We start from the raw sequence: 10,852 nt of genomic DNA on the forward strand, positions 1-10,852 counted from the left end.
GGCTGGGGAGTTCAAACCCAAGGGTAGCGGTTCCGTGTGCGGATGGGCAATCACCTGCGTCTTACGGCGCTTGCCTGGTATCAGGCGTGTCCGCCGTTTCAGTTTTGCAGATCGCCCTCCTGCACCATCGCTCGCCAGGCCTTGACGCTGGCGCGCTCGTTCATCGTCGCGTGCCAGGCATGCAGCGCTTCACATTCCGCAGGCACGGCCAGCTTGACCAACGCCACGAAGATCAGGCCGCCCAGCAGGGCAATGTCGGCCATCGAAAACGCCTCGCCCGCCACGAACGGCCGGGTCTTGAGAATGGCGTCGAAGTGGCGCATGCCCCTTACCGCCTTGTCACGCATGCGCTCGCCCCATTCAGCGTTCTGGTACAGCTCGACCTCAGGCCCCAGCCCCGGTGTGGCGTGATGAAAGTAGACGCTGACCGCATCCATCACTTCAATTTCCGCACGCCGCGTCATCATATGAATCAGGCCTTGCTCCTTGGGCGTGTTGCCGGTGAGCAGCAGGTGGCCGTCCAGCATGTCGAGGTATTGGGTGATGGCCGTGCACTCGGCGATCAGCGTGCCGTCCTGCAACGCCAGTACCGGTAGGGTTCCGGAGTAGTTCAAGGCCAGAAAAGCCGGCTGCTTGTGCTTGCCTTCCCAGAGATTGATGGAGACGAATTCGGTGTGTGCGAGCAGCCCTTTTTCGGCCAGGGCGATTCGGACACGCGCCGGATAAGGCCCGTTATACCAATCGTAGATTTTAAGCACGGGGTCTTGAGCGCTCGTGGACTGTGTTTGCTGAGAAGTCATGATTTATCTGCCTACCTGTCAAGTGGTAGGCAAAGATTGCGAGTTTTATCCGCAGCTGTCAACCACTACCTGTCAGTTGGCAGGTAAAATATTTTGCGCGTAGAATCGTCCCCCTGTCGCCAACCCACGAGGACTCAATACGTGAGCGAGAACGCCCGGGAAGCCATTCTGGAAGCCGCCAAAATCGCCGCGCAGCATTTCGGCTACAGCGGCATCAACTTTCGCAGCATCGGCGAAACGGTGGGGATCAAGAACGCCAGTATCTATTACCACTTCCCCAGCAAGGCCGAGCTCGGCGCGGCGGTCGCCAAACGCTATTGGGAAGACACCGCCGGCGTGCTCGAAGCCATCCACCGCGAAACCCCTGACCCGCGCGACAGCCTGCGGCGCTACCCAGGCATTTTTCGGACCTCACTCGAAAACGGCAACCGACTGTGCCTGTCCAGCTTTATGGCGGCCGAGTACCAGGACTTGCCCGAGCCGGTCAAAAAAGAAATCGTCGCGTTCGCCGACATCAACGTAGCGTGGCTGGCCGCACGCCTCATTGAGCTGGAACTGGGCGACACAGAAACCTGCCAGCGCCGCGCCCGCGCGATCTACACGGCTGTCGCCGGCGCACAATTGATTGCGCGCACACGTGCAGATATCGGTTTGTTTGATGAACTGGTCGAGAGCTATCAGGAGGCGGGGTTGCTGCCGGTGTGATTACCAATCGGCGGCCTGCCTTGCGCTCGGGTATTGGTTTATTCCGACTGCGACGCCATCCACACAACAAAAGCGTCAAGACGCTGCAAAAATGCCGCGCACTCGGCGCTCGGGTTTCTGGCTTCGAAGAGAAAATACGCGATTTGCGCGACTCTGGTGGGATAACGCTGGGTGAACATCGCCACATGCTCCTCCAGCGTTTGCGGCCACATCAGTGCGTCGGGTGAACGCAGCGTATGCGTGGAGCGGATCAACTTGCGTGCGGCTTCGCGCTGCAAGCGCAGGCGCTGCAGTGGGTTCGCGGCGTGCAGGATAGTCGCGCGATAGCGGGACAACACCTGCGCAAAATCACCGTTGAGCGCCAGGGCGATGTCTCGGCTTGGCCGGAATGGCTCGAACCGCAATCCAAGGTCATCGCCCCACACACATCGGCAATGGTGCTTGATCCAGAAGCCCCAGCGATTGTGGTTTTCCGGCGCCAATACCTGCGCGCGGTGGCCGATGTCGAAATCGATTTTGCTGACACAGGAATGCCGCTGTTCCAGTGCCAGCCGCGCCAGTTCGAGTTGTTCAAGCACCGCCGCCTGGGGAGGATCACGCAGGACCAGGGTGAGATCGAGGTCGGACGCTTCGACATTGGCATCACCCCGGGCGACACTGCCGTACAGGTAGATACCCTCCAGGCCGAATGCAGGCTGTGAAAGCGTCGCCAGGACATCCTTCAATAAAGGCTCGAACTCGGGCTGCACAGGGACGGCATCGACGGTGACAATGTGGCCCTCGACGTCAACACCGATAGGACATTCAGCGCTCACGGCCGATGCACCTCAATCACCAACCCCTCCTCCTCACTCGGCACACAAAAGTGGCGGGTAATCAGGTCGAACTCGGCGTCGGTTGCAGCAAAGTCATGCTCGCCGCTGGCGTTGCGTGCGTGCAGCCGCGCACGACAGGCGGCGTCATCCAGTTCCAGGTAATGCAGGCAATGCGCTGCCTTGGCGGCCTGGGCGAGGCCGAGCAGCCATTCGCGATTGGCCAGGGTGTTGGCCGGAAAATCCAGCACCACGTTGACCCCGGACGCCAGCAGATCGATCACCAGCGGCCCCACCACACCGCGCATCTGCCGGGCACAGGTCAGGTAATCGGCAATCGTCTGGATCTGGCCGGGATACAGCGTCGCGAGCCAGTGGTCTTCGCTGAGCAGGACAGCGGCGTGATCGGTGGCAAGACGTCCGGCAAGAGTGGATTTGCCGGACGCGATCTTGCCGCAGAGCAGGTGCAGGGTAGCCATGGGACGGTTCCTTTTGTCAGGCCGTGAAGCATGCCATGGTTCACGCCGATTGGCTCTGCCAATACCCATAGAACGCCAGGGCCGCGACGTTCTTGTCCTTGGCCTCGAGCATGATGTCGAAGCGATCCAGAAACTGCAGCGCGTAGTCGTTGGTCCAGCGGTTCCACATTTGCGCGCTGTGGCCGTAGAGGTCGCGCTTGGAAACCACCTTCAACAAGGCGGACATTTCCAGTTTGTGCTCGGCGTCAAACCCGAGGGCCTGCAGGCTTTCCTGGGGCTGGGAGTAATGCAGGGTCGGGCGCACGCCGCGCCAGCTGTCAATGACCCTGGCGACGCGGGGCGAGTGCGGGTCGATGTACTCGTCCTCGTTGATCCAGCAATGGTGAATATCCAGTACCACCGGCGCCAGGTCGGCGACTTGCAGGCAATGGTCCAGGCCGTAGGTCTTCTCATCGTTCTCGAAAGTGATGCAGTTGCGCGCCACGTCGGACAGGCGCGACCACACCGCTCGGGTACCCGCCACGCCCAGGCGGCCGGCGATATGCACGTTGCATTTGAGGTCCTGGAAGCGGCGGCCGTAGCCCATCATGCGGATCATGTCGGCGTGGTATTCGAACTCGGCCAGGCTGTTTTCCACCACACCGGGGTTTTCCGAGCCCAGCACGCAATACTGGCCGGGATGGAACGACAGACGGATATCCGAGGCCCGCGCCAGCTCGCCGATGGCGGCAAAGCCCTCCTGCAACTGGCGCGCGATGGCAGGGTCCTGATACACAGCGGCGACTTTCGGGTGACTGTAGAACGGCAACAGGTCACTGCTCAGGCGCAGCATGCGCAAGGTCGGCGGCAGTTCGGCGACGTAGGCCAGCAGGCGCAATTGGGCGGCGAGGTTGTGCGTGACCACCTCGACCAGTTTGTCGCGGGCCACCTGCGGTTCGACGCTGTCCATCCAGCGCAAGGTGGTGGTACGCGGGTTGAACGGGCCTTCGATTGCCTTCAGGGCGCTGGCGGACGGAAGTCGTTCGGGATGCCTGTATTGGCATGCAAAGCCGATGCGGGGGTGGGTCATGGGAGCGCCTGGTGATATGCCATCGGGAAGATTATAGAGGCTTAGGCGATGCAGGCCGCCAAGGGTTCATTCGGTCAATCCGGTTGAATCCTGCGTGCGCAGCGGGGTCACCTATTGCACGACAACATTGGAACGACGACGTTATGGAGGTGGTTATGAACCTTGCAATGACACTCTTCAGCCTGTTCGCCGGTTGGCTGGCGATTGTGATGTCGATGATGTGGGGCGTGTTGCGGGTGCTGCGCTGGCACCATGATTGACACCCCGGATGGCCGCTATTTCGTGCTCAAGGGCCGACTCTGGCGACGCACCAACCCGGCGCTGGATGAACCCACACGCCAGCGCTGGGTGGATGCGTTGATGGATGCACGGCGTGCCGTCAAGGCGGCCAAGACCTGCGGCGACACACAGCAGTTGAAGCAGGCCCGCGAGCAAGTGCAACGCGCGAAGGTCGCGCTCGGTGAGCGCGGGCCGGTGTGGTGGACGGATGGCAGCCCGGATTTCAACCGCTATAACGTGGTGAACACACCCTACGCCGACTGGTTCGATAAATATTCGGACACGAACCCTCAGTGAACTTTCTCACACGCAGCAAGCTCCTTTCCTATGCAAAGTCTCTATGCAAAGCCATCGCCACCAGGCCCGCCGAACGATAAGGAGCTGCATCGCCCATGACCACCCTCCCCACCTATCGCTGCACACCAGGCCCGCTGCATGCGACATTGCTCGCCGGCAGCGTGCCGCTGTTCCTGGGCGCCCTGCTCAGTGACATTGCCTATGGCCAGACTTACCAGATTCAATGGGCCAACTTCGCCTCATGGCTGATCGCCGGTGCGTTGGTCTTCAGTGGATTTGCCCTGTTGTTCGCCCTGGTCAATCTGCTGCGCGCCCAACGCAAGGCCGGGCGTCCTGCCGCCTACTTTCTCCTGCTGCTGGCCGCCTGGGTGCTGGGGCTGATCAACGCCTTCCAGCACGCCAAGGATGCCTACGCCATGATGCCGACCGGCCTGGTGCTGTCGGCAGTCGTCACCCTGCTGGCGATGCTGGCGACCTGGATCGGCCTGACTAACCTGCGTTCGGGAGCTGCCCAATGAAAACCACCAGCACATTGACCCTGTTAAGCGCAGCGTTGTTGCTGAGCGCCTGCGGCGGCGAAGGCGACAAGACCCAGGCACACGGCCCCGATCCCAAGCTGCCGGCCCAACAAAGCAGCCTGCTGCCAAGCATGAAGATCGCCGAGCCGGTCGCCTGGGGCGATCAGAAGCCCAAGGTGCCAGAGGGTTACAGCATCACCGCCATCGCCACCGACCTGGCCATCCCGCGCCAGACCCTGGTCCTGCCCAACGGCGATATCCTCGTCGCCGAAGGCCGTGGCGGCAGCGCGGCCAAACTCAAGCCCAAGGACGTGATCGCCAGCCTGATCAAGGCCGAGGGCAATACCAAGGTCAAGAGCGGCAACCGCATCACCCTGTTGCGCGACGCTGACGGCGACGGCACCTACGAACTCAAGACGGTGTTCGCCGACAACCTCAACGCGCCCTATGGCCTGGCGTACGCCGACGGCAAACTGTACGTGGCCAACCAGGATGCGCTGGTTCGCTTCGACTACACCGACGGCCAGACAAAGGCCAGCGGCGCTCCGACCAAAGTCACCGACCTGCCGGCGCAGATCAATCATCACTGGACCAAATCCCTGGCGGTGAGCGAGGACGGACGCCAGCTCTATGTCGGGATCGGCTCCAACAGCAACATCACCGAGCGCGGCATGGAAGTGGAAATCGACCGGGCGATGGTCTGGCAGATCGACGCTGCCACCGGCGCGCACAGGCCCTACGCAACCGGCCTGCGCAACCCTACGGCCCTGACCATCCAGCCCGGCTCGGGGCAGTTGTGGACCGTGGTCAACGAACGCGATGAATTGGGCCCGGACCTGGTTCCGGACTACCTCAGTTCGGTACGCGAAGGCGCTTTCTACGGCTGGCCCTACAGCTACTGGGGCCAGAATGTCGACCCGCGTGCGCAACCGCAGAACCCGGCGAAGGTCGCTTCGGCGATCAAACCGGATTACAGCCTGGGATCCCACGTGGCCGCGCTCGGCGTGGATTTCTCCATCCCGGCCATGGGCGAAAAATTCGCCGACGGCGTATTCGTTGGCGAACACGGCAGTTGGAACCGCGACAATCCGGTGGGCTACAAGGTGATCTTCGTACCGTTCAGCAACGGCAAACCGGCCGGCGAGCCTGTCGACTTCGCCACCGGTTTTCGCGGTGACGACGGCAAGACCCGTGGGCGTCCGGTGGGCGTGACAGTCGATCCGAAAGGCGCGCTGATCATCGCCGATGATTTGGCCAACACGGTGTGGCGCGTTACGCGTAATCAATAACCGGGACTGACAGGGGCATGCCAGTCAGTTAAGGCTTTTTGTAGGAGCGAGCTTGCTCGCGAAGAACGTCGACGATAACGCGTGTTTTCTGAATGAACGCGGTGCCTGTGAGTTTTTCGCGAGCAAGCTCGCTCCTACAGAGGACGGTGTACGCTTAACTGACTGACAGGGGCCATCGCGCCCCCTGTCAGCCGTCACTCTGCAACTGCGCTTCAAGCCAGGCCAGCAATGCCACGACCTCATCCCGATTACCTGCCCCTTGCTGCCTGTACACCGAAATAGCCTCTGGCAAAAACACGCTTTCGGCACAGGGCCTGACCAATGCCCCACTTTCAATCAGCCTGCTTGCGGTACGACGCCAGCCCATGGCGATACCGTGCCCTTCCACAGCGGCCTGCAACATCAGTGGGTAGCTGTCGAACGTGATGCCGCGCGCATCACGGGCCAATGACTGGCCGAACACCTTCAGCCACTCATCCCACTCCATCAGGTGCGGAGGTTCGCTGCTGTGGTGCAAAAACGTGCAGGTCGCCAATTCAGCCAGCGCCAGCGGTTGTTCCGGGCACAGGTAAGCGGGACTGCACACCGGGAAAACCTCGTCGCAGGCGGTAAACATCAGCGCATGGGCGCCACTGGCGCGCCGGGTACTTTGCAGGGCGACATCGAAAGGGTCATTGAACTGCGTGATCGGCCGCGTGCACGTCACCACCTGGATTTCAATCTGCGGATATTGCTGGTGGAATGTTGCCAGGCGCGGCATCAACCAATAAAACGCCTCGCACAACTGGCACAGCAGCACCACGCGATTGCGCTGCGGGGACGCCCTCAGGCTGGCCGCGCCCTCACTGATGCTTTGCAACGCAAGGCTGACCACCCGCCCCAACTCGCGCCCTTCTTCAGTCAGGAACACCGCACGGTTGCGTCGATAAAACAGCTTCACCCCCAGATTATCTTCCAGCCCGCGTATCTGGCGGCTGACCGCCGCCTGGGTGATGTGCAACTCATCGGCCGCCCGGGAAAAACTCTCAAGGCGCGCTGCGGCTTCAAACGGCAACAGACTGGCAAGAGGCGGTAGGGTTTTTCCAAGTAGATTCATAATCTCAGGTTATGTACTCAGGACCGAGAACTCGTTTGTAGCACACCCGCGTGGCTGCGCACCATGGACCCCATCACTTCATGGACCCGCCTGATGCGCACTTCCCACACCTCTGTAGTCGCCGGCGTGATATTCGCCATCGTCGCCACGCTCGGCTGGGCGCTGAATTTCATTGCGCCCTATGTCACGGGCGCCTACAGCGTCTACGACCTGATGAGCGTGCGCTTCCTGATGGCCGGTGGAGTGGGCGTAGCCGGGGTAATCCTGTGCCGCGCGCAACTGCGTGCGCTGAGCCGCGGCCAATGCCTGCTCGCGGCAGTGCTGGGCGCATGGGGCTGCCTGGGTTATGGCGTATGCATCGCTGCGGGCGTGATATTCGGCGGCCCGGTATTGACGCCGGCTTTTGTTGGAATGGTCCCGGTGCTGCTGGCGCTGATCGGCAATGCCGGCCATAAGACCCTGCGCTGGCGCCTATTGGTGATGCCATTGGGCTGTATCACGCTGGGGCTGTTGCTGACCAATATCAGCAGCCTCCACCAGGCCTCGCTAAGCCCCCAATCCTGGCTGGCCGGGCTGTTTTTTTCCTTGGGCGCGGTAGCCTTATGGCTGGGCTTCAGCGTGATCAACCAGAAGCAGCTGGCACACTTGCCTGCCAACGTGACAAGCCTGTGGACCGCCCTGATGCTGACGGGCGCCGGTGCCGCAGCGCTGTTCATCCTCCCATGGACATACGCGACAGGCCTGTTGCGGTTGCCAACCCTTGGCGCCGGCTGGAGCCAGGCATGGGCGCTGTATGCCTGGAGCCTGGTGATTGCCGTGATGTCCACCGTCGTCGGTGCCTGGGCCTGGAATGCGGCGACGCGGCGCCTGCCCATGGTACTCAGCGGCCAATTGATTGCCCTTGAGTCCTTGTTCGCCACGCTGCTCGGGCTCTGGTTTCATCAGCGTTGGCCAGCCCCCATGGAAACCGCAGGGCTGGCCGCAGTGCTGGTCGGTGTCGTGATGTCAGTTCGGATCATTCTGGCCGATGCAACGTTTCCAGGCAGCGCTACAGATCAGTGATTTCCTTGTGGCGCTGCTCAGCGCCTTCATCACGCTCCACGCCACCAGGTACGCCAGGGCACAGATCGCAAACATGATCATGTAGCCGGTGTGGATGTCATTGACGGACTTGTAGTAATCAAAGACCCAGCCGCCGATCTTGGTCATCACCACACCGCCCAGGCCGCCGGCCATGCCGCCGATACCGACCACCGACGCGACGGTCTTCTGCGGGAACATGTCCGACACCGTGGTGAAAATATTGCACGACCACGCCTGGTGCGCCGAAGCCCCCACGCCGATCAGCAATACCGGAACCCAGAAGCTGATGTAGCCCAGCGGTTGCGCCAGCAACACCACCAGCGGGAACAGCGCGATCACCAGCATGGCTTTCATGCGGCCGTCATACGGCGCATCGCCCCGCGCCATGAAATAGCTGGGAAACCAGCCGCCACCGATACTGCCGACCATGGTCATGCTGTACAGCACGGCCAGCGGCATCACGATATCGGCGCCCTTCATGCCGTACTGCGCCGACAGGAACGTGGGCAGCCAGAACAGGAAGAACCACCACACACCGTCGGTCATGAACTTGCCGAAGGCAAAGGCCCAGGTCTGGCGATAGGTCAGCAACTTGAACCATGAGACTTTTTTTGCGGTTGCGCCCGCAGCGCCCGTAGGGGTTGGCGCCAAGGGTTGTGCGGTCTGATCACTGCGAATGTAGGCCAATTCTGCGGCCGACAGACGCTTTTGCTGCTCCGGTTTTTCGTACACGGCGGCCCAGACCGCCACCCACACAAAACCCAGCATGCCGATGATCATGAAGGCCGCTTCCCAACCCCACATGCCGGCGATCAAGGGCACACAGATCGGCGCCAGGATAGCGCCCACGTTGGCCCCCGAGTTGAAGATGCCGGTGGCAAAAGAGCGTTCTTTCTTGGGGAAGTACTCGGCCGTAGCCTTGATCGCGATGGGAAAATTGCCCGCCTCACCAATCGCCAGCACCGCGCGTGACAGCATGAAACCGGCAATCGACACCGGAATCACCGCCAGGCCGATGGCCGTGCTGACGGCCGCAATGCCCTCGCCCATCTGCACCGAGAACGCATGCATGATCGCGCCGGTGGACCAGATAACGATCGCCACGATGTAAGCGGCCTTGGTGCCGATCCTGTCGACAAAGCGCCCGGCGAACAGCATGGAAATCGCGTAGACGAACTGGAACACCGCCGCGATATTGGCGTAATCGGTATTGCTCCAGCCAAATTGCGTCGACAACTGCGGCGCCAGCAGGCTGAGCACCTGACGGTCGAGGTAGTTGACGGTCGTGGCAAAAAACAGCATCGCGCAGATCGTCCAGCGATAGCTGCCGACCGCCTGGCCAACACGATGGGCACTGATGGGCTCGTTCAGATTCATGGCATCACTTTTTTATTTTTGTTAGGCAGGACATATGCAACGTCATATGTCGTCGTACAACCATGACTTTTATATCGGTCCGTTTTGACAGTGTCAATCGCAAAGATTGCTGTCAGCCAGGCTCTACCGGGGATGAAAGAACTTCAGGTAGTTACAGTTGTAGGATGACAAATGCGCATTACCAGACTAGGGGCTTGGCCGGGCACGTCGTCCAGCAGACCGAATGGCTGCATGCCGATTTTTTTCAAAACCCGGATCGACGCCGCGTGATCGGGTCTTACCAGTCCGAACACTTCTGGCACCCCCAGTGTGTCGAACGCCAGCGCCAGGGCATCGCGTCCGACCTCGGTGGCATAGCCCTGCCCCCAGGCTTGCACGGCGAATCGATAACCGAGGTTGATGCGCCGCACGGTCAGATAGTCGAGCGGTGCAATGCCGCCGAAACCGATGATCTGCTCGGGGCTCTCGCGCCGCGCAATCGCCCACCAGCCGTAGCCCTCGCAGGACCACTGCTCGATCCATCGGCCCAGCAGTCGCCGGGCATCCTCGATACCGGCCATAGGGCCGGCAGGATTGAACAGGTTGGTCTGGGGATCGCCGAAGATGGCGAATAACCGTTCCAGATCTTCTGGAACAGGTGCTCGGTAGACGAGGCGTGACACGCTGTCTGGCATCAGATGGTTCCACTGGGGTAAAAAACTAATGCTCTCAAACCCACCCTGCATAGGCATAGGCATTTACACAACACTGTAGCGCCCAACACTAACCACGATGCGCAGCGAGTCGCTCTTGATCTGCTTTTGATCTTAGGCGCCCCGTTAAACCACGCTGGCCGAACGCAGGCTTGAATCCGTGGGCAACCCGGCAGGACGCCGGGTTAGCCGCACTGGGCCATGGATGGCCCATTGCGGCGGCCCACGGATTCAAGCCGGAGAGAGGGCACACCGAGCCTAAGCGAGGTGCCGAGTGGTGGGGCAAGAGCGTTTTGCTTACTTTTGCGCTTTTCAAAAGTGAGCCGCTGTAAAAGCGGAACCCATAGCAGCCGTTA

At 61.2% G+C, this 10,852-nt stretch carries 11 protein-coding genes and 1 pseudogene; 5 read left to right on the forward strand and 7 right to left on the reverse strand.

The features are described 5' to 3' along the window. Positions 1-98: 98 nt before the first annotated feature. Positions 99-800, reverse strand: a complete 702-nt coding sequence (locus BFP89_RS20735) for a glutathione S-transferase (RefSeq protein WP_065887296.1) — start codon at positions 798-800, stop codon at positions 99-101. Between the two features lie 141 nt (positions 801-941). Here BFP89_RS20735 and BFP89_RS20740 point away from each other — a divergent pair, with 141 nt between their 5' ends. Further along, positions 942-1,505: a TetR/AcrR family transcriptional regulator gene (locus tag BFP89_RS20740; protein WP_065887297.1), complete on the forward strand. Its 564-nt coding sequence runs from the start codon at positions 942-944 to the stop codon at positions 1,503-1,505. A gap of 38 nt (positions 1,506-1,543) precedes the next feature. On the opposite strand, the gene BFP89_RS20745 is transcribed toward BFP89_RS20740, so the two are convergent. Genes BFP89_RS20745 through uvsE form a run of 3 tightly spaced genes read right to left on the reverse strand, consistent with a single transcriptional unit; the run spans position 1,544 to position 3,865 of the window. Continuing rightward, the gene (locus tag BFP89_RS20745; RefSeq protein ID WP_065887299.1) at positions 1,544-2,320 is read right to left on the reverse strand and encodes a nucleotidyltransferase domain-containing protein; all 777 of its coding nucleotides are present in this window, start codon (positions 2,318-2,320) and stop codon (positions 1,544-1,546) included. Beyond that, a complete protein-coding gene (locus tag BFP89_RS20750; protein WP_065887301.1) occupies positions 2,317-2,796 on the reverse strand; it encodes an AAA family ATPase in 480 nt (159 codons plus the stop codon). The genes BFP89_RS20745 and BFP89_RS20750 overlap by 4 nt, the downstream gene beginning before the upstream one ends. 40 nt (positions 2,797-2,836) lie before the next feature. Beyond that, entirely contained in the window at positions 2,837-3,865 is a 1,029-nt protein-coding gene (uvsE, locus tag BFP89_RS20755; RefSeq protein ID WP_065887304.1) for a UV DNA damage repair endonuclease UvsE, read from the reverse strand. Between the two features lie 252 nt (positions 3,866-4,117). On the opposite strand from uvsE, the gene BFP89_RS20760 reads away from it, so the two are divergent. From BFP89_RS20760 to BFP89_RS20770, 3 genes are all read left to right on the forward strand, one after another. Further along, positions 4,118-4,441: a hypothetical protein gene (locus tag BFP89_RS20760; RefSeq protein WP_065887307.1), complete on the forward strand. Its 324-nt coding sequence runs from the start codon at positions 4,118-4,120 to the stop codon at positions 4,439-4,441. A gap of 95 nt (positions 4,442-4,536) precedes the next feature. Then, positions 4,537-4,959, forward strand: a complete 423-nt coding sequence (locus BFP89_RS20765) for a DUF2231 domain-containing protein (RefSeq protein ID WP_065887309.1) — start codon at positions 4,537-4,539, stop codon at positions 4,957-4,959. Beyond that, entirely contained in the window at positions 4,956-6,248 is a 1,293-nt protein-coding gene (locus tag BFP89_RS20770) for a PQQ-dependent sugar dehydrogenase (protein ID WP_065887311.1), read from the forward strand. The genes BFP89_RS20765 and BFP89_RS20770 overlap by 4 nt, the downstream gene beginning before the upstream one ends. A gap of 187 nt (positions 6,249-6,435) precedes the next feature. Here BFP89_RS20770 and BFP89_RS20775 read toward each other — a convergent pair whose 3' ends face one another. Beyond that, the gene (locus tag BFP89_RS20775; RefSeq protein WP_065887313.1) at positions 6,436-7,344 is read right to left on the reverse strand and encodes a LysR substrate-binding domain-containing protein; all 909 of its coding nucleotides are present in this window, start codon (positions 7,342-7,344) and stop codon (positions 6,436-6,438) included. Positions 7,345-7,437: 93 nt separating this feature from the next. On the opposite strand from BFP89_RS20775, the gene BFP89_RS20780 reads away from it, so the two are divergent. Further along, positions 7,438-8,406, forward strand: coding sequence for a DMT family transporter (locus BFP89_RS20780; RefSeq protein ID WP_065887315.1), 969 nt, complete (start codon positions 7,438-7,440; stop codon positions 8,404-8,406). Here the strand turns inward: BFP89_RS20780 and BFP89_RS20785 are convergent. Continuing rightward, positions 8,393-9,804: pseudogene (locus tag BFP89_RS20785) on the reverse strand (MFS transporter). The gene BFP89_RS20780 and the pseudogene BFP89_RS20785 sit on opposite strands and share 14 nt — an antisense overlap. A 143-nt stretch (positions 9,805-9,947) precedes the next feature. After that, positions 9,948-10,478: a GNAT family N-acetyltransferase gene (locus BFP89_RS20790; RefSeq protein WP_065887317.1), complete on the reverse strand. Its 531-nt coding sequence runs from the start codon at positions 10,476-10,478 to the stop codon at positions 9,948-9,950. Positions 10,479-10,852: the final 374 nt, after the last annotated feature.

The sequence above is a fragment of the Pseudomonas sp. 31 R 17 genome (genome assembly GCF_900004915.1).
Lineage (GTDB): Bacteria > Pseudomonadota > Gammaproteobacteria > Pseudomonadales > Pseudomonadaceae > Aquipseudomonas > Aquipseudomonas orientalis_A.

Bases quoted from the DNA above. Each gene is read 5' to 3' on its own strand.
- BFP89_RS20750 (WP_065887301.1), bottom strand. From the start codon at position 2,796: ATGGCTACCCTGCACCTGCTCTGCGGCAAGATCGCGTCCGGCAAATCC.
- BFP89_RS20760 (WP_065887307.1), top strand. From the start codon at position 4,118: ATGATTGACACCCCGGATGGCCGCTATTTCGTGCTCAAGGGCCGACTC.
- BFP89_RS20765 (WP_065887309.1), top strand. From the start codon at position 4,537: ATGACCACCCTCCCCACCTATCGCTGCACACCAGGCCCGCTGCATGCG.
- BFP89_RS20780 (WP_065887315.1), top strand. From the start codon at position 7,438: ATGCGCACTTCCCACACCTCTGTAGTCGCCGGCGTGATATTCGCCATC.
- uvsE (WP_065887304.1), bottom strand. From the start codon at position 3,865: ATGACCCACCCCCGCATCGGCTTTGCATGCCAATACAGGCATCCCGAA.
- BFP89_RS20770 (WP_065887311.1), top strand. From the start codon at position 4,956: ATGAAAACCACCAGCACATTGACCCTGTTAAGCGCAGCGTTGTTGCTG.
- BFP89_RS20735 (WP_065887296.1), bottom strand. From the start codon at position 800: ATGACTTCTCAGCAAACACAGTCCACGAGCGCTCAAGACCCCGTGCTT.
- BFP89_RS20790 (WP_065887317.1), bottom strand. From the start codon at position 10,478: ATGCCAGACAGCGTGTCACGCCTCGTCTACCGAGCACCTGTTCCAGAA.
- BFP89_RS20775 (WP_065887313.1), bottom strand. From the start codon at position 7,344: ATGAATCTACTTGGAAAAACCCTACCGCCTCTTGCCAGTCTGTTGCCG.